We start from the raw sequence: 25,947 nt of genomic DNA on the forward strand, positions 1-25,947 counted from the left end.
TTATTGATGATATTCACTAAGCTTTACGCTGCTCTTGAATTTGCTGATTAAACGGTCAACAATGCTTTCCTTATTGGGAGCATTGTCATGAAACCATTGATCTTTTTGGCGTTCCCGATAGATGCGTCGCTGAATTTCATCCCGATGGACGGGAATGGATTTAGGTGCGTCAAAAGCAAGGCGCACTTCTCCATCTCGATATCCCACGATCGTGCAGTAAACATCATCATGGATAACGACAGACTCTCCGACTCTTCTTGTTAATACCAACATGTGTTTTCTCCTGTAGTTTTTAAAATAAAAATGCTTTGCACTGCTTGATAGCAGCGAACGCCACCTCTTTACTTGCAGGGGCAAATTCTTTGGGTGCGACATAAACGTTATTTCGCTTTTTTATGTCACGACAAATGCCAATTAACTGAGGCAAGCTTGGTGGCATTTCACAATGGTCCCGACATTCAATGATGGCCTGATTCAAAGTGTCATCACTGAATCGACTTAACCCCTCCAGCCATTCATTTTTAGCAAACTCCAAAAATCCATCGCTCTTAAACTGACTGCGCCACAGGTGCCCATAAAAGACAGCAAAGCGTGTAAACAGATTCTCAATACGCTTTTTATTGCTGTCGATAGCATTGCAGGTTGATGACGTTGTTTGGCTTGTATTCATCTTCACTGGCGCTTGCTGTGTCTTCTGTTTCTGGGTTCCAGAATGGATCATGGGCTGTGTTTTTAGTACTTGGGCGATGCTTTGCATTCCTTTTCTCCTCAATTACTTCAATTCTGACTTCATCTTCCCAGCATTTTTGTGCCAACCAGTTTGCTGGATATTTCCAAGCTGGCACCCACTCACCACGTGACTCTTTTGCATTGCGGGCTTTAATTTGGCCTTCAATCGCTTGCAGCATAGTTCTTAGGAGCTGATCATCCGGATTGATTTTCTTAAAAGTTTCAAACGCACATTCACGCGATTTTTTCTCAGGGTAAAGCGACCAAAATTGCTCGAACATTTGCTGCAAGAAAATATATAAATAATTATCTTCTATATGAGGTGTGTCGGCTTTTAGGGGTTGAGGTATGTCTGGATTTGTGTCGATAACCTCTACTACGCTTGATTTTATTGATTGTCTTTGTGCTGGGTTTGTGTCGGCTTGCTGTGTCGGGTTTGTGTCGGCTTTATTTTGGACAGAATAATTCGAATTAGCCAACAAGCATTTTAAAATGAGGTGTTTATCATCGGATTGTATATACACTAGTCCTGCGCGTTCTAAGGCTTTGATCACGCGTCGTAATTGTTGGCGGCTAGGACTACCTGATTGAATACCTTGATGTGGTTCCACATATAAGGTTTCCGCCAATGATTGGTAACTAATGCCTCTTTTGATTCCAACAAGCGAAGTAGTAGCATCCATATAAGGTCTTATGCCTAGCAAGTAAGTAACCTGCTGAAGATAGGGTAATCCCATTAATGCACTAAGTTCTTGTGAAGTTATTTTTAAATAACTATGCATAAAAATATCCAAATTTCTCGTTTTTATATTGTTTTTATGATAAATTGAACTCAATAAACATATTTATTGTCACCAAATGTGCTAATTAATGCTTATGATATAGCACGTTTTGTGGTTAATCAAGAGTTATTTCAATTTTTTTAGGGGGAATAGTGTCCACGATTAAAGAAAAAATTGGCCAACGAATTTATGAGGCACGTAAAGCAAAGGGATTGAGCCAACAAGGGTTGGCAAATTTGACTACCGATCTCAAGCAATCGAGAATTAATAATTGGGAAAATGGGCTACGCACCCCTGGGCCTGAGGAAATTAAACAGTTGGCTAATGCGTTAGAAGTACCCGCGGCTTTTTTAATGTGCTTATCGGATGAAAAACAAGAGAACCAAACAAAAAAACTCAGTAGGTTGATTCCCTTATTCAACCATCATCAGGCATGTGATGCCAAACATTGTCTCAATGAACTACGTGAACAAGGTAGTTCAGATAATGCTGTACTAATTTCTGTTAGCGCAGCGTTATTACCAACATTAGAAGGAGATGCTTTTGCTTTAAAGATGATTGATGACAGTATGATGCCTGAGTTCAGACTGAATGATACACTGGTGATCGATTCTTCTGTGCAGCCAAAACCGGGAAATTATGTAGTAGTTAGGATGGATGGTAAATCTGAAGTGATCATTTGCCAGTACAAAAAATTATCTTATACTTCACCAGAATTTGAATTATTAACGTTAAATGATAATTGGCCAAACATTAAAGTAGGTGATGATATTAAACTCGATATCATTGGAGTCGTGGTGCAATTTATTAGGAATGTCGCCTGACAAAATTAACAATTTTATTTTGAATACCTTCATATGGATAAAAATATTACAAACAATCCGATAGCGCAATTCTCTGAAATAATCGGGTTAATTCATAATGCTCGTGAAAAAGCTTATAAAGCAGTTAATACCCTACTGGTTGATTTATATTGGCAAGTTGGACAATACATTAGCCTGAAAATAAAAAATGCAGAATGGGGTGATGCAATTATCCCTCAATTGGCTAGCCATATTGCTGAAACTCTACCAGGATTGCGGGGTTTTACTAAAGTAAATCTATTTAGGATGCGTCAGTTTTATGAAACATATTGCCACGATGAAATTATCTCACCACTGGTGAGACAATTACCATGGACTCATAATTTAATTATATTGAGTCAAAGCAAGAGTAGAGAAGAACGACTTTTTTATGTTAATCAAGCCATTCGCGAACAGTGGAGCAAACGAGAATTAGAGCGACAATTAAAGACCGCTCTTTTTGAACGAGCAATGTTACACCCTCAAAAAAGCTCTAAGATACTTACTGAATTAAGGCCAGAAGCAATTAGCATATTTAAAGATGCCTATATGGTAGAGTTTTTGGATTTACCAGATGGACACGATGAAATAGATTTACAACGAGGGTTATTACATAAGCTAAAAGATTTTTTAATTGAATTAGGAAAAGATTTTTGCTTTGTTGGTTCAGAATATCCTATCCAAGTTGGTAATCGAGATTTTGCTATAGATTTATTATTTTTTCATCGGGGATTAAACTGTTTGGTTGCATTTGAATTAAAAGTAGGCCGTTTTGAACCAGAATATTTAGGCAAGCTTTCTTTTTATCTTGAAGCATTAGATCAAAATGAAAAAAAACAACATGAAAATCCAGCTATTGGAATATTACTGTGTGCAAATAAAGATAATGAAGTTGTTGAATTTGCTCTAAATAGAACCTTATCACCAGCAGTAATCGCAGAATATAAAACTCAACTACCTGATAAGAAATTATTACGAGAAAAACTACATGAGTTTTTCATACAAAACGAACAGCCATGATTAAAAAAATAAGTTTGCTAATTATTCTAATTTTTGTTGTGTTAATTGCCACATATCATAATGTTATTATCAGGACATATAAAGACTATCAATCCTTAAAATTATCTAAAAGCAGAGCCGAAATATATAGATTAAAAGGAAACACTGACTTTAAAGACATTACAGAGCAACTGTCTTTAGATGAGAGTATCCCGGTTGAATTAAAAGCCCCCTTAATCAGTGGTGATCGTAAGATTGTAATTTTCAAATATCTTAGTGATGGACATGAAGTAGCTGGATATTTTAGCTACTTAACAAATCAGAAACAAAGTCCAATTTTAATATTTCTACGCGGAGGGAATAAATTTTTTGGTCTTATGCGACCCAATAATCGTTTCTCTTTTCTTAAGGGCTATAACGTTGTAGGTACCTTATATCGCGGAAATATTTATAAAGGTAAAGATGAATTTGGTGGAGAAGATGTCCATGATGTTGAAAACCTTCTTAAGTTTATCCCTCGTCTTGAAGATTTTTCGAATGTAAAACTGCAGGCACCTTTTACAATGATGGGGGTAAGTCGCGGTGCTTTAGAAATGTTTCTTTCTTTACAACAAAGCAAATACGTTCAGCAGCTTGTAAATAAAGCCATCTCTGTCTCAGGTAACGTAGACCTACAGGTAACGATGCAACAACGACCTGATATGAAATATCTTTTTAAACAATTTTTCAAAAACAGTCCACATACAACCTTTGAAGATTGGGTTAAGAGTCGCAATCCCGTCAATAATCTAACAAATATACCAAAAACACTTAAGGTACTGATAGTTTATGGCACAGCAGATGATAGAGTTTCTTTACAAGAGCAGTTGAATTTAAAACAAGCCTTGGCAAAAGAAAACATACATTCTAGGTTTGTTACTATTAATGGTGCAGATCATGGTTTCGAGAATCATTTTAATGAGTTTGAAAAAACTGCGCTGCAATTCATGGATGAATTACATTAATTCCCAACTGGAAACAGAATCCAAGCGATGATTTTTATCACCCTAAGCTTAGTGAAAACAATCCTCTTAAGCTGCATGTGCTGTATAGAATATCTAAAAAAAACTGTTACTCAATATCAAGCACAATAATTGTTATTTTCTAACCAATTTATTAAGTTTTGACATAAAACATTACCACAATCTGGGACAAGTAACGTGTAGTAGCTATCAATTTCAAAACCCATATTCAGCCCTGTATAAAGAGAAGCTCGATTATCTGTATTACAACTCCACTGTGGAATGATTTTCGATTTTTTACATTCGTTAATTAAATGAGCGACAATTAATGTAGCATACCCTTTGCGTTTATGCTCAGGATGGGTAATAACGCCTATTTCAGCATACCCACCGCCCTTACTTGCATAAGCTTCACTAACAACACTAGAGCCCTTGCATAAAGCGTAGCCGATACCATGGCGTAAAAAATTTTCATCGGCCCCATAAAGTTCAGATCGCTCTTTATACCAGGTACATTGTTTAAAAAGATCGATTGATTCGATAGGCTTAATTTCAAGGGTAGGATCGGGTGATATAATTTGCTTTAGTTTAGGCAGCGATAGAGAACTACGCAAATGAAAATTCCAGCCGCGTTTTAAAAACAGATGATGATATTTAGCCCGGCAGTACAGCATGGGGAACTCTAATCCACCAACAAGAGAGATGACCTCCGTCACATCTTCATCTTCCAGCTCACCTGCAATAAATAAAAATGGATCGGGGCAATTCTCCATAATCAAAATTGACTTAGATGGTAGCTCGAATATTTTTCCTGTATTTTGATGTTCAATAATTTCCCAGAGTATCCCTTGATTAGGGAAGGTTTTGAATTCTTCTAAAATCCATTGATTTAAAATTTTATCAAGTATTTTTAACATACGACTTGTTCCAAAATAAATTCACATCGATAAGTGACCGTCAGCTCTTTTGATAACATCATAATATCAAAACCAAACTCTTTATAAACATCTAGATGAATCTGTTCAAAAACCAATGCATCTTCGTAGCTAATTTTTCTAGCATCAGTATGCTCGATAAAGCCCAAATTTTCAAAAAAGAAGACCTTGTTTTGATAGACTCCACCCTCTAGGCAACGAAGAATTTCATCAAGCAATATGGAAGAAGGCTTAAAATCGTCATTGCTCCAATGAGATAAATATTTACCAAGAGCATAGGTACAAAAAGGTGAGCGATCATAAAACTGCATATTTCCGGTAGAATTCATCTGGCGTTCTTTTTGCATGTGTGCAATTTTATCTAAAAACCCGTGCTCTTCCCATGGTCTTTCTATACCCTTAGCTTGCTCTATGCTAATGACATCCGTCGCAGCTTCATGAAGAACAGTATGACCTAATTTTTCTAGCTCTTTGATGACAGAAGTTTTTCCACTTCCTGGGGTACCAGTGAGGATGAAGCGTCTTATGTCAATGCATTTTTTGTCCATTAGGAACCTTTGGATCAACTGTTATCAAACATATAGCGCCGCTTTCATCCGCAAATCCCACAAGCAAAAACTGAGAGGTAAAGCCCGCTATATTCTTTTCTCCCAAATTAACGCATCCCACAATCTGGCGCCCAATAAGAAACTGGGGCGTATAATGCACAGTCACTTGAGCTGATGTTTGCAATACCCCAATCTCAGGTCCAAAATCTGCCCACACTTTGAATGCCGGCTTTTTTGCCCTTGAAAATTCTTCTACTTTCACAATCGTACCAGAGCGCAAATTCACTCGCTCAAACTCTTCGTATGTTATTGTTGTCATAAATTACCTATCTAAAAATTGAATAATAGATTTTTGAATTTCATCCTTAATTTCCGGACTTCCTCGATCACACAAATCTATATGCAGAGCACCTTTCACATAAATAACTTGAACACCAGACTCAGGTACGACCCCTTCATCTGGTTCATCATCTATTGCTCCAAAGCGTAAAATCTCTAATTTCGGATTTCTTGGGAAAGGATACCTTCTGCTATCAAGTGAAATAACTTTTGAAACCATTTTGGGATGAGTCTGAGCCATCATCATAGACATATCGCCTCCGTTAGAATGGCCTATTAAAATCACTTTGTTCAGATTCAACTGTGGTTCTATTTTTTGCAGTTCATTCATCACAAACAAAATGTTTTGAACACCACTTTCCCAAAGGGGGTTTCTTCTTTCAAATAGATTTCCTGTTGTAGAAAGCGGTTTATCCGTCTCCAAATCATGCTGTATACTCACTACGAAATATCCACGTGTTGCAAGAGCATTTGCAATAAACGAATATTCTGTATTTTTGATGCCATAGCCATGGCTGATGATCACCGCGGGTTTATTTATCGTTTCCCCTTGATAAATAACCACAGGAACATTTCTGTCTCGGGTCTTGTCAAACATATCAAGCGTTTTGCTTTCTAGAGCATAAGCATTACTTGCAATGATGAATGCACATAATATAAGACAGAGATTTTTAAAATATTTCATTAAATTAACCGCCATATAAATCTTATTTAAAATCCGTTGCTGAGAAACATAGGTTTTTCTTAGAAAACTCATCAAGAATAAATTTAGTCGTTTCAGCAATCGCTTTATCAGCCTTCTGCGCATTATCTTTTTTATTTGAAAATGTATAAATTGCTAGTACTATTGGCTTACATGCAGGCGACCATACAATTCCTATATCATTAGAAATAACAGAGCCTCCACCTGTTTTTTCTGCCGCGCTCCAACCTAGAGGCAATCCATATCTAATTTTTTTGTAACCTGTAGTATTGTTCATCATCCAAGTTTTTAATATATTCTGATTTTCTTGACCTAACACATTATTTTCTATCAATAATTTTTGAACACTTTCGGCCATATCTTTGGGAGTAGAGCTATCATGAATATTATTTGGATCTGAGTTTAAATTAGGTTCTAAATTTTCTAAATTAAATGATCTGTCACCTATTGATTTTGCAAATTCATTAATGCTTTTAGTTCCTCCAAGCCTTGTAATCAGAATATTAGTTGCAGCATTATCACTATAACGCATTGCTGCTTCTGCAAGCTCCTTTATCGTCATGTAACCTCTATCTAAATTCAGGCGAACGATAGGACTCCAAAACACAATATCATCTGAAGAAATTTTTATTCTCTCATCAGCTTCAATATTTTTTAAAGCAACAGCTACTACTAACATCTTAACAGTGCTTTGAAATGGGAAGCGCTCATCCTGACGATAAGAAAAGCTGTTACCATTATTGGTGTCAATTGCATAAACGCCAATTTTAACATTGTACTTTGTCTCAATCTGCTTCACTCCTGCGTGTGCTTTGCAATTAACTGCAAAAGCAAATGTGCAAAACGCCAAGCTTAATACTTTCCAATATTTCATTTTAACTACCCTTTTTATAATTTATTACTCATATGTTGTTTAACTTTTTCCATATCTTGTCCTTAAAAATATTTAACACCCATATCCTTACCTACTTGCTCCATTGTCATTTTCAATCAATCCAACGATCCTTACCGGCGCTTCTGTACCATCTTTAATTTTGATGGGCAGGACCATGACAAAGCTTCCGGTCGGTAGCATACCCAGATTTGCTACATTTTCTATGATGATCTTATCCGCACCTAAAAAGAGTTTATGAACCTTAAAGCCATCTTCTGGGCGATCGGGCGAGAGTGTATCAATACCAATGGCGCTCACGCCTCGTTCAAGTAAAAGTGATGCGGCTTCAGAGGATACGGATGGGAACACATGGTTGTTATGATATTTCGAAGGTATATGCCAAAATTTGCTCCAACCGGTTTTAACCATCACGCATGAGCCTTTTTGAATAAGCCCATACTTGCTTTCAAAATCGGCTACATCTTGCACGCTCAAGGAATAACGCTCAAAGCATTTACCTGATACATCAATCACCATGCACTGCATTACCAAATCATTTACATCAAAATCATGAATGAATCTCCCCTCAGGAATACAGTGACTTGGCGCATCCATATGCGTGCCAATCCCAGCATGCATTCCCACTTTCATGACGCGAAATTTATCTTCACCATGGCAATCAGCATAATCGATATGCACATCATGATTAAACCCGCATCCACCATTCCATGTAGGGATTGTGCTATCAAGTACGTGGGTTAGATCGATGATCTTGTAGGGGAAAGTCATAATATCTCTCAATTTAGTATCTTTTTGCATAAAGAACCCAAGGTCGCATAAGGCCAGTCAAACCGGCCCCATATTTATTTGTTTTACAAAATTTTAGTTGCATAATGCCTCATTGCTTCGCATATAAATTTTTGCATTTTGGGATGATAAGCTTCAAAAAATGTTTTGATCGTGGCGTCATCATCTTCATACGTGTGAATCAAGGCCAAATAAGCATCATGAGTCAAATTAAAAAAATTAGATTGCAGTTCGTAATGTTTCTGGATCAGCGCTTGTACATCTTCGCTTTCTGGTTTAGCATTTTTTGATATTAATTTCGCAATCGCTTTATCCAGCATATCTACTTCATTTTTAAAATCAGACCATTCTTGCTCTGACCAAATGACATCATCTTTTTTAAAATGCTCCAACATTTTTTCTGCTGGTGTACCACGAGCTATACATGTATATTGGTTGCTCTTAGGCAGTTTTTTATCAAAACCATAATATAATTCTTTGTCTGTCATAGCCTCTTTTCCTCTTAAATGTTGAATTGTTTTATCGATCGTAGTGATCAGATCATTTTTACGAACGATTTCATCTTCCAAAATTTTTCTATGCGCATTTAATGCTCTAATGTTGTCAAAGTCATTTTGCGAAAGAAGCCTTTGGATATCATTTAAGGCGAAGCCTAGCTCTTTAAAAAACAGAATTTGTTGCAAACGCAATAGTTGCTGTTCTTCATAATAACGGTAGTTATTAGCTCCTTTTGAGAAAGGTTTAAGCAAACCAATCTCATCGTACCAATGCAGTGTACGTACACTTACACCAGATATCTTTGCTAATTCTTTTACCGTATAAGCCATAATCTTGCCCTCAAATAATACAATTCAAAGATAAGATATGACGTAACGTGAGGGTCAAGAGGTAATTTAAAATATTTATCATAAATCCTCTTAACTCAATTTCTTCGTAAACCACAGCACCAGATCATCATCAAGCGAATAGCTGTTACCTGGAATCGTGGGTTCATAATTATAAGTAACGCCTTTTCCGTCAGGGATATAGCCGCGCTTTATATAAAGTCTTTGAGCGGCTCCATAACCACCATCTGAGCCTGCATATAGACCAACCCCGATGCCGATGGTATCCGATCTAGTTGCAGCTTCTTTTTCTGCTATATCAAGCAGCAAGGAACCAATGCCCATTTTTCTAAATGAAGGCAATACGTTTAAATCCATAATTTCTGGGATATTTTGCGCTTTAAATGACGGATACCCAGATTGCCATTTCAAGGTTATGTAACCGGCAAATTGATCATAGACGTGAGCCACCCAAACGAATCGCTCTCCTGCTTCTTGTTCCTTCAAACATTCTTCGAAAAGCGATGGCGGTTTATTCCAGCCGATTTGGTTAAAAGACTCAGATATAGCTACAATGTCTTCTCTTATAAGGGGACGTATTAATACGTCATTTGTTCTGTTTTCACAAAGATCATCCAGGCTTTTAAACATATAAACCATATTCCACTCGTAGCCTTCAGGCTTTAAATTGAATAATGGAGCAAAGCCTAAGGATCTGTAGAACTGATATGTTTTTAAGTAATTTTCATCCGTTTCTTCCGGCGATAAAGTTTCGACAGAAATTGTTTTAGCGCCTCTATTTTTTGCCTGCTTAAAAGCTTCGTAAGATAATATTTTTCCTATCCCTGTTCGGTGATAATCTTGTAAAATACCCATCCAATAAATGTTAGCATTTTCAGGATAAGGGAAATCTATTGAAATAAGACCAACATATTCTTCACCTACACGTGCAGCCAGATTGAGCCGAGAGTGAACTCCAATAGCATAATGCTCGTTCACTTCAGGCAAACCAAAGTACTCCGGTAAATCAACTGTAATTTTGCGGCAGAGTCCTTCAGCCAAGTCCGGTGTAATTGTTTCAATCTTTATCATAACACTTTACCCACAGGAACATCGTTTGGATCGGATTCATGGTTTTCGGGATCGTCAAATGGCATTTTTGTATAGCCGTTTTTGAGATAGAATCTTAAACTGCTTTGTCTGGATTCAGCATGAATGCTTTTAACGCCTAAACTTCGTAGCCATTTCTCTATAAGCGTTAAAAACCTGCTTCCGAAGCTTTGATTTCGCTTATTCTCATCAGTGGCAATAATACGAATTGCCGCTCTTTTATCAGGCCAGAACTGAATATGGGCGTAAGCGACAATCTCTGTGCCTTGATATAAAACAAGATGAGCATGCTCTTCATGGGTAAAAGTCCACGTATAGGGATCATCGATACCATGGGGGCCAAAGAAATAGGTGTCACGAAAATGTTTAGCAGCAGCCCACTCAGAGTGATGGGTGCATAGCACAAATCGGCGCTTATTAAAACCAGACTGATTTAATATTCTCTGAATAAAATCATGTTTACCAAGAGTATATCCTCTATAAATAGAGTCGTTTTTCTCATGGGAAGATTCTTCTGCAATCAGTTTATATTTTAGCAGCGCATATTCATCCCGAGCACTAGGGCTCTCGCGTAAATGATCCCTAAATAAAATATTTAACTCAATTTCAGGATCGTTTTCTTCAAAAACGTGAAGATTGATATTTCTATCAGCTGTTCTTATTGTGAAGCTTCTTCGCAGAGGGATATTAAACCCACCCCTATATTTATATCCTATAGCCTCTAATTGTGATTTATCAAAAAACAAATTTCGGACAACTGCGATAATGTCTATCTTAGGCTTAGCCGCCAAACCTGGCACCGAAGTCGAACCGACATGATGAATAGCAACGCAGTTATCAGCTAATGCTTTCTTAATGAGAGCCGCCTCTTTTTCAAATGCATTTGGCCAATTTGGGTCATAAGGTTTAATTTCAATACGATCTATTTTTTGCATGTTATTTAACTCTGATAAGATATGATCTATAAGTTCGCGAATATCAGCGCATCTGTTCGGGTGACGTTGAGGGTCCGATCGTTTAAGAAGGTCAAGCAACGATGATAAATTCAATAAATGTGTAGTTGTGCGCCAATCGGGAGGCAATTTGATACCATTTCTTTGCAAGGCATCTATAAATGAGTTCTGGAATTCAGGTGGCATTTTATGGGCGTATCTCAGCATGTTAGCCACATCCCAAAGGTAAGACCCAGAAAAAGCAAATTCCCAGTCCAAAATGCCGGTCACAATCCAAGAGCCGTTAATTTTATCTACCAAAATATTTGCGGGATCAAAGTCGCCATGAACGAGGTGCTGTTCATCGCCAGTAGCAAATAAAGATGCGTGCTGCTCTATAGTTTGTTTGATTTCAGCAATCACCGAAGGATCTAGCACAGATACTACGGTTCTGTCATTCAAGCAATCCTGTGCAAATTTTATAACATCAGAGGATTCACATGTGACCACCTCCAACTCTTTATTCAAGAAGCCTGCCTCTGAAAATTCATGCGCTGTAATTTTTGAAAGGATTAACCCTACCTCATGCATGATTGCGCTCAGATCATGCGGGACATCGCCCAGTAAAAGATCTCGAAGTGAAAGCCCTGGTATAAACTCTGTAATGGCAAAGTGATGCCCTTCAAGCTCGCCAATGTAATGCGTTAGTGGTGCCGGCACAGTTTCTTTGATTAATGCGGCTAATTTTTGTTCGCGGTAAGCAGCATCTTGATCGCGCAAATAAACACGCAAAATCAGGGGCTGATTTTCATTTTCTAGCTGAATTTTAACATTGAGATTAGCGCATCCACCAGCAATCAATTCACTGGAGGTAAGTTTTTTATCAGGATAAGCAAGGCATACCATTTTCTCTATCATGCCTTCTGGCAGCTGGTATGCGACACTTGTTTTCTCCCAATCAACCTTAAACATTACAAGCTCCGCTTTAAAAAGATGCAGCTAGAATTTTGCGTATAGCCCGTTCTCTCGAAATCTACTATGTACCCCAATTTTTCATAGAACGCTTTGGCTCCCTGAAAGCTCATTGTGGCAACAGTTGCCATGGAACATCCTGACTTACGGCCATAATCATGAACCGCTTCCATCAGTTGATGCCCCAAACCATTCTTACGATGAGCCGGATGTACCCACAATTGATCGGTATAAATGCTGCCGAAAATCACACTCCCGTTGCAGCCTGCAATGATTTGGTTCTTCTCATCTCTCATAAAGAATGCGAAAGGATGAGCTTCACCGAATTCAGGTGTTTCTTGATTAATTTTCTGGGTTAAAAAATCAATGTCTGCACTTGCTGGAGTAGATGTATATTGAATATTTACTGAAGATTTCATGCTTCATCCTCCGTTTTTTCATCACCCAAAAAGCCACCGACTTGTGCGTCCCACAAGTGCTTATAAAGCCCACCTTTTGCAAGAAGTTCATTATGGGTTCCATCCTCTACGATCTTGCCTTTATCAAAAACCAAAATGCGATCCATATGAAGTAAGGTTGATAAGCGGTGGGCAATGACGATTGTGGTTTTGTTTTGCATCAACTCCCATAAGGATGCTTGGATCAAGCTTTCCGTCACAGAATCAAGTTGGCTCGTTGCTTCATCAAGGATAAGGATTGGTGCGTTTTTGAGAATTGCTCTGGCAATCGCAATGCGTTGACGCTGTCCACCGGAAAGTTTAACGCCTCTTTCGCCAACAAGTGAGTCATAACCTTGGGGTAATGTGGAGATAAACTCATGAGCGTGGGCTTTTTTAGCAGCTTCAATTACTTCTTCATCAGTGCTATCTGCTCGGCCGTAACGAATATTTTCCATCAAACTTCTGTGAAACAATGATGGATCTTGTGGAATCATAGCGATATTTTCTCGTAAACTATCTTGGGTTACATCCCTAATATCCTGCCCATCGATTAAAATAGCGCCATCTGTTACGTCGTAAAGCCTGAGAATCAAATTGACGAAAGTAGACTTGCCGCCTCCTGAATAACCAACAAGGCCAACTTTTTGACCGGCTGTAATTTCGATAGATTTATTCTGGAAAAGTGGTTCAGTGCCTTTGTAATGGAATTTGACTTGATCAAAGGTTATTTTTCCTTGTATGCAATTTAAAGTGCTAGCGTTTGGTTTATCTGTATGCGTAATTTCGCTTGTTTCTAGCAAAGCTATCGCTTGATCCACTGCTCCCCAATTAGCTATAAAATCTCTGAGCATATGAGAGAGTTGATAAAGAGTATTAATGATGTTGAAGTTGGTCATAATAACCAGCGCAAAATCACCCGGACTAACAACCCCTTTTTGATAACCAAATATTAGTGCACTTAGGAAAGCAAGTGCGTAAAGCGACGTGAGAATCCCAAGAAAACCATACAACCAGGTGTGATAAAAACCGCCTTTTTCAGCTATATCAACAAAAGGTTTTTGCAGTTTGAAAAATCGCCCTTGTTCAAAAGTTCTGGCGGCAAAAAGTTTCACGCTCATCATATTGCCAAGATAGTCTGCAGCGAGCCCGATTATTTTAGACTTTTCCTCAGCATATTCTTTATTGAGCCGCATGCTTTTTTTCATGGAAACCATGGTAATCACAAAAAATAATAGAACCCAAGCCCCCATACTCAGTGCAAAAATAGGTGCAACTGAGGCAAGCAGCCCTAATGAGATCAGTATTAACAGTATGAAATACATAAAGGGGTTAATGATCGTGAAGATCAGATGCGGCAAGTGTTGAAATGCATCATTTATTTTTGATGTCAAAGAGCCAGAAAGCTGATTTTGAAAAAAGCTATACGGATATTCATATAGCTTTGTCATAAAGTGTTCCGCTACATTTAATCGAAACTTGGCTGTATATTTTGTGATGCAATAGTCGCTCATCGTCCATACACTCACCAACATGAATTGAAGTAAGGCATAGAATGTAAATACAACCCATAGATTTCCTTGCTCAGCTCCCGAGACAATATCAATAAACAGCTTAACTAAAAGCGGCTTTAAGGTATTATCAACGGTGATCAAGCACATCGCTAAAAAAATGCCAAACACATACTTTTTATAGGGACCTATATTTGCGATGATGAATTTAAGTACGCGCATGAAATTATTATGACCCCCAGGATGTTCCAAAAGATTTGCCACCATCAACGGTAATGCATGCTCCTGTTATATAAGACGAATGCGCATTTGATGCGAGCAACAACAACGCGCCATCTAAATCTTTTGGTGTTGCAACAAAACCCATAGGAATCTGCTTAGCAAACTCTTGTCGTTGTTGATCAGTACCCAATTTGTGATCTGTCATAGGAGTATGAAAAAGACCGGGGGCTATAGAATTGATTCTGATTTTATGCCTTGATAACTCGGTCACCAAAGATTTTGCCATATGAATCACAGCCGCCTTAGAGGTTGCATAAGCGGTTGCTTCCTTATAAGGAAAGGCATCTCCGTTAATGCTGGCAATATTAATAATTGATCCATGAATGCCATGGTTTTTCATGTGGTTTGCCACTGCCTTAGTGACGTACCACACGCCCATCAGGTTCGTTTGGATAATGGACTCAAAATTATCATTATCATCTTCTTCAAAAATAGGAGTAAGAATAGCAATTCCGGCATTATTAACGCAGATGTCGATCTTCTCACTATCCTTTTCTAACTCAGCAAAGCAACTTTTTACAGATTGTTTGTCCGACACATCCATTTGAATGGCCTTCGCGTTATTAAGCTCAGCAGCCAATTCGTTCAACTTATCAATCTTGCGAGCGGCCAAGATCACACGTGCCCCTGCACCAGATAGAGAGCGGGCAAATTGCTCCCCAAGACCACTGGAAGCCCCGGTGATTAATGCTGTTTTACCTTTTAGATCAAATAGTTGCATGTTCAATTTTCCGCCAGATGACAAAATTATGAGATTCCTACAGCTTTATCTTGACATAAAACTATATTTTGTGCAACTATAATATGTATAATGATGTTATGATTAAGCTCTTTTTTAAAAACAACCCATTTTATGGAGAGAAATACATGTCAGATAACGCCACAAAAGACTACCCAATCCCTGTGCTAGAGGGCCCAAGTTTTACTTTTGCTCAGGCCTATTTTACGTGGAAGCGCATCACAGACAGGGCTCTGGAGGCTGTTGGCCTAACGCATACGCAGTATGTCTTTATGGGGACGCTATTTGAGCTAGAAAAGCATCAAGACAAGGCAACACAAAATGATTTGGCGAGGCTCACCAATTCCGATGTCACCATGACATCGCAAATCCTTCGTACTCTACAAAAACGAGGGCTTGTTTGTCGCGCGCAAATAGAAGGTGATGAGCGGGCAAAATACTCGAGCCTATCACCTGCTGGTAAGAAGCTCGTCAAAAAAGCGGCTGAAATTATGAAAACAAATGAGAAGGAGTATTTTGCTCCAGTAGAAAAAGATATGGAGCAATTTTTAACTTACCTGAAGGTCTTAACACGCGTCAAAGAGATTAACCTGCTATGAAAATCACTTTTGTTCCCTTAGCTGAATCACATTTTCCTTTACTGCTAAAGTGGCTGGAGACGCCGCACGTCAAAAACTGGTGGGATCAGGATGTGACGTATACGCTGGATTTGGTGAAAGAGAAATTTGGTAAACACATCCATGGCCTTGCTCTTTCAAAAAATTCAAACCATAAAACATATGCTTACATCATCTGCGCTAACAAAGAAATGATAGGTTACATACAGGCTTATAATGCTCATGACTTCGCTCAAGAAAATGGCCTAAATTTAAACGCTATTTCTGGCTCTGTATGCGGTGTAGATTTATTTATCGGAGAGCAACCGTTCTTACACAAAGGATGCGGAGTGAGAATTTTAAATGAATTTGAAGAACAGATATTAGCTCCACATTTTGATTGGTGCCTAATTGATCCAGCAAAAGATAATCTAACCGCAGTTAAAGCCTTTACAAAAGCTGGGTTTAAAATATTTGAGCAATTTCAAACAGAATCTACTGCTTGGATGTTAAAGGATTTATCCTCAAGAAATGACCCGTTACCAACCATCCAAAAACTTATTAAAGAACGCTACGTGCAGGCTAAAGCTATCTTCTGGGCAGGATCAGTTTCAGAGGGTCGAGGAACAAGTGCATCTGATTTGGATCTTATTATTGTTTTTGAAGAAGTAGCCCACGCTTATCGAGAAGCCTTTATTTACGACGGTTGGCCAATTGATGCATTTATTCATGATCTTAATACCTTGCGGTATTTTTTTGAAGAATCAAGGACAGGAAATGGCATCTCTGGCCTCTGCCATATGATCTTGAATGGACGTGAGGTAACCAACCCCAGCACTTTTTCAAAAAATATTAAAATACTTGCGCAAGAAGTTTTGAATGCAGGGCCAGCTATTTGGGACCAAGAACAAATCAACAAAGAACGATTTTTAATTACCGATGTTTTGGATGATATTAAATATCCAACCGGGCGCGATGAGCAGATTGCATCCGCAGCATGGTTACTTGAAGCTCTGGGGCAATTTTATTTTAGAAGCCAAAATAAGTGGTGCGCCAGCGGTAAATCAATTATCCGTTATCTTAAAAGCGACAATCCCGATCTTGCTTTAGAATTCATGCAAGCCTTTCAAGGCCTTTTCCAAACGAGTAATTCTGCTGCATTAGAATTATTAGTAAAGAAAATTCTAGACCCTTATGGTGGATTATTTTGGAATGGATTCAGGTCAGATGCCCCAAAAGAATCAAGGATAAACGAGGCTGGCATCTTGCCAAAATCGATTGAAGCGTTAGAGCGGTCCCTTTTAGACTCTTCTGTCAGACAATCCACCGAGCAATTAAATAAACTAATCGCAGATGATTTTCTTGAGTTTGGAAGCTCCGGCAAGGTCTACAACAAGCATGATTGTATCAAACCAGATGAATACCCAAGAAAATTTGTGGTCAGCGACTTCAAGATTAAGGAATTATCCAAGGACGTGACGCTAGCAACATACAAAACAACAGAAGATGGCATTGCTTCGCTGCGATCTTCAATTTGGCAGCGATATGGTGATGAGTGGAAAATGATATTTCATCAAGGCACAAAATGTAAGGTTCAAAATGGGCACGAAGAATAATATCCATGTTTTGAGTCGAGGCGTGATAATAGATCAAGACCATATTTTGCTTTGCAAAACACTTGACCTGCCAATCAGTTTTTATTTTCTTCCAGGGGGTCATGTTGAGCATGGGGAATCGATTGAAAGATCGCTTTTTCGTGAATTAATGGAAGAAACTGGAGCTCATTGCAAGATCAAGAGATTTTTAGGATGTCTAGAATACAGCTTCGAACCTGGTCATAGCAGTATCTGTCACAACCATGAATATAATTTTATTTTTGAGGCTGAATCAGCATCTTTGAAAAGCAATCATAAAATTCCCCAGCTTGAAAAGCATATTGAATTAATCTGGGTTCCCTTGCATCAATTATCTGAGATTGATTTTAGAGCCGAGCCCTTGAGAGAACTCGTGCCTCAGTGGCTGAAAACTGCGGCTTCAGATGTATTTAGGAGCGTGATGATATGACACAACCAAGAACCATCATCTATTTAACCGGCAAACCCGGAGTTGGAAAATACACCATCGCTAAGGAGCTGGCTGCAAATCATGGTTTTATCGTGTGCGATAATCAACTGATCAATAATCCTATTTTTGAGCTATTGCAATATGACGGATATGCCAAGATACCTGATTTTGCTTGGGAAGCGATTGGGAATATTAGAAGATGCGTTTTGACGTTTTTAGCCAAAGAAATCCATAACAGTTATGTTCTGACAAACAACTTATACGAAGATGCAGGCGATAAAGTCTGTTATGCAGAAGTGGTTTATATGGCAGAAGCAAGAGGCTCAATATTTGTGCCTGTCAGGCTTTTGATTGATCATGATGAACATTTACGACGGGTTGTGGACCCAAAGAGGCGTAATCGATGGAAATCAATTGATCCGCAAGATGTGCACGATGAAACCCCACTTCTTTCCATCTCCCACCCTAATTTATTTTCGCTAAATGTTAGCAATTTAAGCCCGGAAGATGCAGCAGAAGCGATTATGAATCATATAAAAATACTAAGTCAGGGGTGAATATGAAAACACTTAAACATACAACTGCAAAAGCCTCTTATTACAACACAAGGGCTGAGTGCTATGATGAATTTAATGAAAATAATTCGAAGGCCATCAATGCTCTTTTAGAGAAAATATTAAAAGAGAATCAGGTTGCTACCGTTTTTGATCTTACTTGCGGTACCGGCTCTCAAGTCTTTTGGCTCGTCGAGGCAGGCTTTGAAATCGTAGGCAGCGACATTAGCCGGAGCATGCTCAAAATTGCTAAACAAAAAGCGAAACTTAAGCAGTTGAAAATTAAATTCTTACAAGGAGATTGCCGCACTGTGCACGCAGGCCAGTTCGATGCTGCGATTACCATATTTAATGCAATTGGCCATTTGACTCGAGAAGACTTCAAACTCACCATCCAAAATATCAATAGTAATTTGCATCCGGGTGGCTTGTATATTTTCGACATATTTAACTTAGATTATCTGAAAGCCGGTAATAACATCACAAAATTAACCGGAGATTGGATGGCTGCCACCGATGGTCAGAAATTCAGAGAAATCCAATTTAGCACTATCTCTGATGACGGCATTTTAGCATCCTATAGTACCTATGTTTATCAAGATGGAAATGAGAGTCCGACAAAAGTATCAAAAGGTTATGAAAACACCCTACAGGTTTACAGTAGCGCTGAGTTGCAAAACATCTTAAAGGAAAATGGGTTTGTTATATTAGCTCAAACCGACATAAATGGCGAAGCGTTTTCAAAAGAGGCTTCTGAGCGAATATTAACAGTTGCCAAGAAGGTATAATGCTATGAATAATTTTACTCACAGAAAAGCAAGAATTGCTGATTTACCCCATATTATAGAGCTGCTCTTAGAAGATGAACTCGGGGCTACAAGAGAATCCAAATCAGCTGCGGTGCACGAAAACTACATCAAAGCCTTTCATAAAATTGATTCTGATCCAAATCAATATTTAATGGTCGTAGAAAGTGGTTATGAAATTATAGGAACTTGCCACCTCACCATTATGCCGTCACTCACCTTTATTGGCAGCACCCGTATGCAAATAGAAGCTGTCAGGGTGGCCGGGAAATATAGAGGTCAGAAAATAGGATCTTGGATGTGTAGTCAAGCGATTTCTTATGCAAAGGAAAATGATGTTTCTATTGTCCAGCTCACCACAAATAAAAAGCGGCCAAAAGCAAAACATTTTTATGAAAAACTTGGTTTTGAGGCAAGTCATGAAGGTATGAAATTATATTTGGAGTAAGTGGCATGAGCATTAATTTTGAAAAAGCCAATGTAAGTCACGTTGATGTTATTTTTGGCTGGCTTGCAGAGCCTTTTGTTCAGGAGTTTTGGGATAATACGCAAGGCCATAAAGACGATATTTTAAATTTTGTTAATGGCAGAAAAGAGCCTTCTAATTATTGTGACGGCAAGTATGTTTATTGGATAGCAAACTGCGATGGTCATCCATTCGCAATGCTAATGACTATCGAAGAAACAGCTGAAGACCACATCGATGATATTAAATTAAATCACCTTTCAAAAACCGGTAATACGTATGGCATCGATTACATGATTGGGGATAAAGATTATTTTGGCAAAGGCTATGGGGCCAAGACCTTATCGGAATTTCTTGATTTCTTCAGAGGAGAATTCGACGCATCAGCTGATACGTTTATAATTGATCCAGCAGCAGAGAATCCTAGAGCAAAGCATGTCTATATGAAGGCCGGCTTTGAACATATTACTGATTTCATGATGAGTGGAAATTGTAGTGGTAGCGGTAAATTGCATCACTTGCTCATCAAAAAACTTAAGCCCATCGTCGCTGCGATAGGTGATCTCAATGGAACACAACTAACAGGAGAAAGCTTGTTGTGCCAAACTCTGCGTATGGAATATGCCGAAGATATCTGTAAAAACTTTACTGCCAAAATCACAAAGTGGATGTGGCCAAGCGCTCCTAAAACGCAGACGCAAATCAATCAACACATTTTAGAGCAACAACAAGCAATGTCGAAAGGAGAAGAATTAGCATTGCTTGTTTTGAAAAAAGAATCGCTCGAGTTTCTAGGATACATTGCGCTACATGAGTTAAACACGACAACGCCAGAAATGGGGATTTGGCTTAAAGAGGAAGCTCACGGTCAAGGTTATGGATTCGAAGCATTGTCACTATTAAAAAAATGGGCTGACAAAAATCTATCATTTGATTACTTAAAATATCCTGTCGAAAAAAATAACCTTGCTAGCAGAGCTCTTGCAGAAAAATTGGGAGGGAAAGTTGAGGGTGAATATATTAAGAAAAGTGAATCTGGCCAAGTATTAGACGAGGTTGAGTATCGATTTTATAAACTTGGCGATTTTATGGATAGTATTGTATGAACCTCAATCACCTTAAATTTTTAACTAAGCATTTTAATTTGGGAACTTATTCACGAAATCCTGAAAGAATTTACGGCGGCTTGCTTCACCTCATGTGGCGTCTTGATACAGATAAAGGCTCCTATGCGATTAAGCAGCTATCTAAAGATATTGATTTGCAAAATGAGCACGTCATTAAAAATTATGAATTGAGCGAGCAAATAGCTTCTAGTTTTATAGCTCAAAATATCCCTGGGGTATGCGCTCTCTCGCAATCTGATAAACATCTTTTAATTACAGATGGATATGGCTACCTTGTGTATCCTTGGGTTAACGCGAATGCTTTAGAGAAAGATGAAATTCACGAAGGTCAAGCATTAATCATTGCCCGAATACTTGCAAAAATGCATTTAATAAATCTCTGTTTTGAAGGTATCGATGAACCTGAATTTGATATTCATAATAACAAACACATTACAAACTTAATCAAGCAGTCAACTCAAATGCGGCTTCCATTTGCTGACATTTTAAATTCCCATTTATCTACCCTTCTCGAAATTAATGAAAATTATTTGGGTTCAATTGAAATTCTTAAAAAACATACAGTCGTTGGGCATGGTGACTTAGATCAAAAAAATATTTTGTGGACTGAGAACAAGGAACCTCTATTAATTGATTGGGAATCGGCCCGTAAACTAAACCCCACATATGAAATTGTAAATGCTGCGTTAGATTGGTCGGGTGTGACAACCAATCTCAAGATCAATGTGTTCCATAAAATGCTTAAATCTTATTCGGAGTCCGGAGGTTTAATTGAAAAACGCATAATTGAAGCGGCGTTTTATGGGGTTATGGGAAATTGGATTAACTGGATGGTTTACAATATTAATCGGTCTATCAATCAAAGAGAACTTGAGCAAAAAAATATTGGGATAGAACAAGTCATGCAAGTATTACCAACAATTTTAAGAGTAAAAACTTTGATGCCAGAATTAATAAGTGAGATAGCGTCATGATCAAAATCGAACTGCTTAAAAACCATCCCAACACTATACCTGCACTTGCACACATTTGGCATGAAGTCTTAGGTAAAATCTGGGTTCCTGATGTACCCGTTGAACCTGTTATCACAAGATTTGCAGATCACTTGAAGACCCAAGCTTTGCCAATCACTTTTATTGCATTAGATGGCGATTTACCGGTTGGCATGTGCTCTTTGCGTGAAAATGATGGCATTCGTCCAGATCTTACTCCTTGGCTCGGTTCACTTGTCGTAGATCCAAAATATCAAAAGCAAGGCATTGGCAAGATGCTGATTGATGTGACTGTACTGAAAGCAAAAGAGCTTGGTTTTGAAAAGCTGTACTTGTTTGCTTTTGATCCCACCATACCAGAATACTACGAACGTCTTGGATGGAGGAAAATCGGTATGGATGAATTTAAATCTCATCCTGTAACCGTTATGGAGGTGGAGCTATGAACAACAAATCGATTATGCCAACCCTTGATCTTGCGTGCAAACTCATAGAGGAGCAATTTCCTGAGTATGCTAATTTACCTATAACCGATGTTGAAAAACAAGGGCATGATAACCGCACCTATAGGCTTGGCGACCATATGCTCATTCGTATGCCAACAGCCGCACATTACGCTTTAAAAGTTCCAAAAGAGCAAGAGCTGCTGCCGAAATTAGCAAAACGCTTAAGCGTAAGCATTCCGGTTCCGATTAAAATGGGAAAGCCATCGACAGATTATTCTTATCCATTTTCTATATACAAATGGTTATCTGGAAAAAGTATCAATTTGCTTACATTGGTCGATCAAGAAAAAGAACAACTTGCCTTTGACCTCGCCAAGTTTTTAAAAGAGCTACAAGCGATTACCGATGTTGAAGGACCTGGGCCAGGTCAACACAACTGGTGGCGCGGTGATCATATCAGCGTTTACGATAAAGGAGCACGAGAACAAATTGCAGAGCTGGCTGAGATAATCGATGCAGGCAAAGCATTAGCTTTATGGGACCGGGCGTGCGCGACCAGATGGAATAAGGCGCCGATATGGATTCATGGAGATCTTGCGATTGGCAATATACTTATGGATGGCGGCAAATTGTCCGCAGTCATTGACTTTGGTGGCGCTGCTGTTGGAGATCCAGCGTGTGAACTTGTCATTGCATGGACGTATTTGAGCGGTAAAGCTCGTGAGACTTTTATATCAAAAATGGATATGGACCCAGATACATGGCTCCGAGCCCGCGCCTGGGCATTGTGGAAAGCAACATTTGAATTGTGCCAAATTGCAGATAAAAACAGTCCTGAGGCTGGGTTACAAAAACGAGTTATTGAAGAGGTTATCAATGGATAAAACTCTAGATACCTACCTCAGTCTTTGTACAGAGGTTTACGATTTAAGCAAGCCAAACCCACCAGAAGATGCTTATGCTTTTTATCGTGACTATGCCATAAAAGCGAATGGTCTTATTTTAGAGCCGATGTGCGGTACAGGCCGATTTTTACTGCCCTTACTTGAAGAAGGTTTCAATGTGCACGGCTTTGACGCAAGTGACCATATGCTTGAAGCCTTGCATGCTAAAGCCAAAACTAAAAATCTTGACACTACGGTATGGAAAGGCTTTGTTGAAGATTTAAAACGTTCAGAAAAATACAATTTAATTTTTATTCCCAGTGGTTCATTCTGTTTAATTATCGATCCTGCAGCAGTGAAATCAGCACTTAAAACACTTTATCAACATCTAAGCGATGATGGTGTTTTATTGTTTGAAGGTGAAACAATTAAAGCTGTGCCACCACTTGATGTATGGCGTGGCTCTGTATGGCACAAACCCAATGGTCAAATGATCATGCTAAGCCAATTAGCAACCATGGAAGGTAATGTTTGCAATTCGATCGGCAAATACGAACTCATCCACAACAACAGCATTATTCATACAGAAATTGAAGAATTAAAAGTCAGAATTTACAATCAGCATGAGTTAACTGAAATTCTCAAAAGTTGTGGATTTAAAGTTCGCGCAATAAAGGCTTTTGATGGCTCAGCTACCCCAGACGAAAATGATGAGAGCGTTGTCTATGAATGCAGAAAATAATGTTTCTGATCTCTTAAATGCTTTATCAGATGAGGTTAACCGGCTCTATGGTTATGTCACAATACCTGGTGATAATTTTGGTGAGCCAGCCATTAATTCAGGCCCATGCGCTCCATTTGCTAATGCCTTTTTAAAGATATGGAATCAGAGTTTTAGTAAAAAGGCACATATTGTTTTTATCATGGTTAAAAACTCAGATGAGTGTTGGCATGTTTTAGTACGCTTGCCCAATCGATTGCTTTATGATGGTGGACATGGAATTCATAGCGAAGAAAAATATAGCGACAAATTTGATATAGTGGACATGATAGAATATGACATTGAACTTTTAGAAAAGCATTCTTACGGTCTTGAACGAACATACCCACGTTATTGCCCTAATTTTTCAATAAATACTATCGAAACAATAATAAGAAAATATTTAAATTTAATTCAACAAAGTATTACCTTTGAAATAATAAACCCAGAGCATCCATCGCTTGGCTCTGTTATTAAGACCAGTATCGGCTCTCCATCTGCAGAAAAAATTGCGCAAGTATTACAAAATTATAAGCAGCCAAATCAATTTTTGATTGGTGCTTTTTCATCTAAAAATTTAATTGCTGTTATTGGCTTTGAACTTAAAGGTACTCAAGCTATCATTAAACATATTAGCGTGTCTGATGATTTTAAAAAGCACGGCATTGGTAATTGTCTGATTCAAAAAGTAATAAAAGACCACGTACTTAGTTCTATATTATTGGAAACCGATGATGAATCTGTTGGATTTTATAAAAAATTAGGCTTTCAATGTAAACCTTTTGATAGTGAGTACGGCAATAGATATCATTGTCACTTGGATTTATCGTGAAGAGACATCTGTATATCTCTCAAAGAATTCTGTTAAATGTTTAAAGTAAGTATCATCACAACCATCCTCTATTGCCCACACCCAACTCAACACCGCTTGAACAAAACACCAGTCAAAAATTCGCTGCGATGGTAATTCAAGGAGCTCAGCAAATCGAGTGATACGGTTATGAATAATATTTGGTGCATCATCGTGAGTCAGTAATTCTGGCATAGGATTTCTGATAAAAGCAGCCACTTCATATGGTGGTTCGCCAATCACACCCTTGGGATCGATCACTAACCAGTCATCACCATGTTGCAAAATATTATCATGGTGGAGATCACCATGGAGCAAAACATCTAGCATAGCCGTTTTCAAAAGCAGATCGCGAATCTCTCTGGCTTTTTGCAGAATCTGCACTGGAATTTCTAGGTCGCCATCTAATGCTTCAAGCCAATCTTTGATATGTGGAAATATATGGGTACTTGGTATGGGGGCTTTGTGCAATCTTTTGATCACCTGTGCTGTGATATTAATTGCCTCGTCATCTTTTTCAGGAAAATAGGACTTTAAAGAAACGCCTGGAACTGCGCATTCAAGTAGAAGCAACCCTGTGTTTTCTGAAAATACTTGAACAACACCAGATCCTTCAAATGCCATTAGAGCTGCGGCTTCACGCTTGATTCCATCGACATCCAATCCTAATTTTAAAATAATTGGTTGAGGTCCTTGAAACCCCGATAACACATAATTGTAGCTTAAATTACTGACGGGTTTTAAATTTGATAAGCCATAAGTTTTTGCCAGTTGTGTTAGGAGATTCGGTAAATCCCCTAACCACTGCCTGCCTTTATCTCCGTATAAATCAATGATATTTTGTTCAAACGTTTTCATAAAATATCTTTCCTCATGAAAATACGATCATAATTTTTCAGATATTTTGGTATGGTCCCTATAATCGATTCTATGTTGCTCATTTATTTTCCCGGTTGGTGTGCAAAGTCGCCATCTAAATCACGTTTTACTCCAATCTTTTCCATAACACGAATAGAGCATCTTCTTTTTTCCAAGT

Annotated in this window: 31 protein-coding genes; 15 read left to right on the plus strand and 16 right to left on the minus strand. The window is 38.4% G+C overall.

Annotation, left to right across the window (positions count from 1 at the left end):
• Genes csrA through ELY15_RS00130 form a run of 3 tightly spaced genes read right to left on the minus strand, consistent with a single transcriptional unit; the run spans window position 1 to window position 1,511 of the window.
• A complete protein-coding gene (gene csrA, locus ELY15_RS00120) occupies window positions 1-273 on the minus strand; it encodes a carbon storage regulator CsrA (RefSeq protein ID WP_127097630.1) in 273 nt (90 codons plus the stop codon).
• Window positions 274-292: 19 nt separating this feature from the next.
• Complete coding sequence (locus ELY15_RS00125; RefSeq protein ID WP_127097699.1) at window positions 293-601, minus strand: Vir protein; 309 nt, start codon at window positions 599-601, stop codon at window positions 293-295.
• Between the two features lie 16 nt (window positions 602-617).
• Window positions 618-1,511: a hypothetical protein gene (locus ELY15_RS00130; protein ID WP_127097700.1), complete on the minus strand. Its 894-nt coding sequence runs from the start codon at window positions 1,509-1,511 to the stop codon at window positions 618-620.
• Between the two features lie 152 nt (window positions 1,512-1,663).
• Between ELY15_RS00130 and ELY15_RS00135 the strand changes: the two genes are divergently transcribed.
• Genes ELY15_RS00135 through ELY15_RS00145 form a run of 3 tightly spaced genes read left to right on the plus strand, consistent with a single transcriptional unit; the run spans window position 1,664 to window position 4,356 of the window.
• Window positions 1,664-2,335 (plus strand): S24 family peptidase, encoded by a 672-nt coding sequence (locus ELY15_RS00135; RefSeq protein ID WP_199744127.1) that lies wholly within the window; start codon window positions 1,664-1,666, stop codon window positions 2,333-2,335.
• Between the two features lie 33 nt (window positions 2,336-2,368).
• On the plus strand, window positions 2,369-3,373 hold the full coding sequence (locus ELY15_RS00140) for a YhcG family protein (RefSeq protein ID WP_127097631.1): 1,005 nt from the start codon (window positions 2,369-2,371) through the stop codon (window positions 3,371-3,373).
• Window positions 3,370-4,356 carry a S9 family peptidase gene (locus ELY15_RS00145; RefSeq protein WP_127097632.1) on the plus strand — a complete coding sequence of 329 codons (987 nt, stop codon included), beginning with the start codon at window positions 3,370-3,372 and terminating at the stop codon, window positions 4,354-4,356. The genes ELY15_RS00140 and ELY15_RS00145 overlap by 4 nt, the downstream gene beginning before the upstream one ends.
• 116 nt (window positions 4,357-4,472) lie before the next feature.
• Here the strand turns inward: ELY15_RS00145 and ELY15_RS00150 are convergent, their stop codons facing one another.
• From ELY15_RS00150 to ELY15_RS00205, 12 genes are all read right to left on the minus strand, one after another.
• A complete protein-coding gene (locus ELY15_RS00150; protein WP_127097633.1) occupies window positions 4,473-5,270 on the minus strand; it encodes a GNAT family N-acetyltransferase in 798 nt (265 codons plus the stop codon).
• Window positions 5,264-5,836, minus strand: coding sequence for an AAA family ATPase (locus ELY15_RS00155; protein WP_006871029.1), 573 nt, complete (start codon window positions 5,834-5,836; stop codon window positions 5,264-5,266). Before ELY15_RS00155 ends, ELY15_RS00150 begins: the two co-directional genes overlap by 7 nt.
• Window positions 5,817-6,155 carry a tRNA-binding protein gene (locus ELY15_RS00160; protein ID WP_127097634.1) on the minus strand — a complete coding sequence of 113 codons (339 nt, stop codon included), beginning with the start codon at window positions 6,153-6,155 and terminating at the stop codon, window positions 5,817-5,819. The genes ELY15_RS00155 and ELY15_RS00160 overlap by 20 nt, the downstream gene beginning before the upstream one ends.
• Window positions 6,156-6,158: 3 nt before the next feature.
• Window positions 6,159-6,860, minus strand: a complete 702-nt coding sequence (locus ELY15_RS00165; RefSeq protein ID WP_127097702.1) for an alpha/beta fold hydrolase — start codon at window positions 6,858-6,860, stop codon at window positions 6,159-6,161.
• A 22-nt stretch (window positions 6,861-6,882) separates the two neighbouring features.
• Window positions 6,883-7,752: a class A beta-lactamase gene (gene bla / locus ELY15_RS00170; RefSeq protein WP_127097635.1), complete on the minus strand. Its 870-nt coding sequence runs from the start codon at window positions 7,750-7,752 to the stop codon at window positions 6,883-6,885.
• 87 nt (window positions 7,753-7,839) lie between these two features.
• A complete protein-coding gene (locus tag ELY15_RS00175) occupies window positions 7,840-8,571 on the minus strand; it encodes a cyclase family protein (protein ID WP_127097636.1) in 732 nt (243 codons plus the stop codon).
• Window positions 8,572-8,624: 53 nt separating this feature from the next.
• Window positions 8,625-9,386 (minus strand): MerR family transcriptional regulator, encoded by a 762-nt coding sequence (locus ELY15_RS00180; RefSeq protein WP_127097637.1) that lies wholly within the window; start codon window positions 9,384-9,386, stop codon window positions 8,625-8,627.
• 90 nt (window positions 9,387-9,476) lie between these two features.
• On the minus strand, window positions 9,477-10,475 hold the full coding sequence (locus tag ELY15_RS00185) for a GNAT family N-acetyltransferase (RefSeq protein ID WP_127097638.1): 999 nt from the start codon (window positions 10,473-10,475) through the stop codon (window positions 9,477-9,479).
• Window positions 10,472-12,397 (minus strand): GNAT family N-acetyltransferase, encoded by a 1,926-nt coding sequence (locus tag ELY15_RS00190; RefSeq protein WP_127097639.1) that lies wholly within the window; start codon window positions 12,395-12,397, stop codon window positions 10,472-10,474. Before ELY15_RS00190 ends, ELY15_RS00185 begins: the two co-directional genes overlap by 4 nt.
• Complete coding sequence (locus ELY15_RS00195; protein ID WP_127097640.1) at window positions 12,397-12,816, minus strand: N-acetyltransferase; 420 nt, start codon at window positions 12,814-12,816, stop codon at window positions 12,397-12,399. The genes ELY15_RS00190 and ELY15_RS00195 overlap by 1 nt, the downstream gene beginning before the upstream one ends.
• Window positions 12,813-14,612 carry an ABC transporter ATP-binding protein gene (locus ELY15_RS00200; RefSeq protein WP_199744128.1) on the minus strand — a complete coding sequence of 600 codons (1,800 nt, stop codon included), beginning with the start codon at window positions 14,610-14,612 and terminating at the stop codon, window positions 12,813-12,815. Before ELY15_RS00200 ends, ELY15_RS00195 begins: the two co-directional genes overlap by 4 nt.
• On the minus strand, window positions 14,575-15,348 hold the full coding sequence (locus ELY15_RS00205) for an SDR family NAD(P)-dependent oxidoreductase (RefSeq protein WP_127097642.1): 774 nt from the start codon (window positions 15,346-15,348) through the stop codon (window positions 14,575-14,577). Before ELY15_RS00205 ends, ELY15_RS00200 begins: the two co-directional genes overlap by 38 nt.
• A gap of 83 nt (window positions 15,349-15,431) precedes the next feature.
• On the opposite strand from ELY15_RS00205, the gene ELY15_RS00210 reads away from it, so the two are divergent.
• Genes ELY15_RS00210 through ELY15_RS16005 form a run of 12 tightly spaced genes read left to right on the plus strand, consistent with a single transcriptional unit; the run spans window position 15,432 to window position 24,893 of the window.
• Entirely contained in the window at window positions 15,432-15,965 is a 534-nt protein-coding gene (locus tag ELY15_RS00210; protein ID WP_233586440.1) for a MarR family winged helix-turn-helix transcriptional regulator, read from the plus strand.
• Window positions 15,962-17,578 (plus strand): GNAT family N-acetyltransferase, encoded by a 1,617-nt coding sequence (locus tag ELY15_RS00215; RefSeq protein WP_127097643.1) that lies wholly within the window; start codon window positions 15,962-15,964, stop codon window positions 17,576-17,578. Before ELY15_RS00210 ends, ELY15_RS00215 begins: the two co-directional genes overlap by 4 nt.
• On the plus strand, window positions 17,562-18,026 hold the full coding sequence (locus ELY15_RS00220) for an NUDIX domain-containing protein (protein WP_127097644.1): 465 nt from the start codon (window positions 17,562-17,564) through the stop codon (window positions 18,024-18,026). Before ELY15_RS00215 ends, ELY15_RS00220 begins: the two co-directional genes overlap by 17 nt.
• Complete coding sequence (locus tag ELY15_RS00225) at window positions 18,023-18,583, plus strand: hypothetical protein (RefSeq protein WP_127097645.1); 561 nt, start codon at window positions 18,023-18,025, stop codon at window positions 18,581-18,583. The genes ELY15_RS00220 and ELY15_RS00225 overlap by 4 nt, the downstream gene beginning before the upstream one ends.
• Window positions 18,584-18,585: 2 nt before the next feature.
• A complete protein-coding gene (locus tag ELY15_RS00230) occupies window positions 18,586-19,368 on the plus strand; it encodes a class I SAM-dependent methyltransferase (RefSeq protein WP_127097646.1) in 783 nt (260 codons plus the stop codon).
• 4 nt (window positions 19,369-19,372) lie between these two features.
• Complete coding sequence (locus ELY15_RS00235; RefSeq protein ID WP_127097647.1) at window positions 19,373-19,834, plus strand: GNAT family N-acetyltransferase; 462 nt, start codon at window positions 19,373-19,375, stop codon at window positions 19,832-19,834.
• Between the two features lie 5 nt (window positions 19,835-19,839).
• The gene (locus ELY15_RS16405; RefSeq protein ID WP_233586441.1) at window positions 19,840-20,958 is read left to right on the plus strand and encodes a GNAT family N-acetyltransferase; all 1,119 of its coding nucleotides are present in this window, start codon (window positions 19,840-19,842) and stop codon (window positions 20,956-20,958) included.
• Window positions 20,955-21,953 (plus strand): aminoglycoside phosphotransferase family protein, encoded by a 999-nt coding sequence (locus ELY15_RS00245; protein WP_127097648.1) that lies wholly within the window; start codon window positions 20,955-20,957, stop codon window positions 21,951-21,953. Before ELY15_RS16405 ends, ELY15_RS00245 begins: the two co-directional genes overlap by 4 nt.
• The gene (locus tag ELY15_RS00250) at window positions 21,950-22,417 is read left to right on the plus strand and encodes a GNAT family N-acetyltransferase (protein ID WP_127097649.1); all 468 of its coding nucleotides are present in this window, start codon (window positions 21,950-21,952) and stop codon (window positions 22,415-22,417) included. Before ELY15_RS00245 ends, ELY15_RS00250 begins: the two co-directional genes overlap by 4 nt.
• Window positions 22,414-23,301: an aminoglycoside phosphotransferase family protein gene (locus ELY15_RS00255; protein WP_127097650.1), complete on the plus strand. Its 888-nt coding sequence runs from the start codon at window positions 22,414-22,416 to the stop codon at window positions 23,299-23,301. The genes ELY15_RS00250 and ELY15_RS00255 overlap by 4 nt, the downstream gene beginning before the upstream one ends.
• Window positions 23,294-24,043 (plus strand): bifunctional 2-polyprenyl-6-hydroxyphenol methylase/3-demethylubiquinol 3-O-methyltransferase UbiG, encoded by a 750-nt coding sequence (locus ELY15_RS00260; RefSeq protein WP_127097651.1) that lies wholly within the window; start codon window positions 23,294-23,296, stop codon window positions 24,041-24,043. Before ELY15_RS00255 ends, ELY15_RS00260 begins: the two co-directional genes overlap by 8 nt.
• Entirely contained in the window at window positions 24,027-24,893 is an 867-nt protein-coding gene (locus ELY15_RS16005; protein WP_158617390.1) for a GNAT family N-acetyltransferase, read from the plus strand. The genes ELY15_RS00260 and ELY15_RS16005 overlap by 17 nt, the downstream gene beginning before the upstream one ends.
• Here ELY15_RS16005 and ELY15_RS00270 read toward each other — a convergent pair.
• Window positions 24,885-25,769, minus strand: coding sequence for an aminoglycoside phosphotransferase family protein (locus ELY15_RS00270; RefSeq protein ID WP_127097652.1), 885 nt, complete (start codon window positions 25,767-25,769; stop codon window positions 24,885-24,887). The two genes, ELY15_RS16005 and ELY15_RS00270, sit on opposite strands and share 9 nt — an antisense overlap.
• Between the last annotated feature and the right edge of the window lie 178 nt (window positions 25,770-25,947).

It is taken from the genome of Legionella sp. km772, from assembly GCF_003989735.1.
GTDB lineage: Bacteria > Pseudomonadota > Gammaproteobacteria > Legionellales > Legionellaceae > Legionella.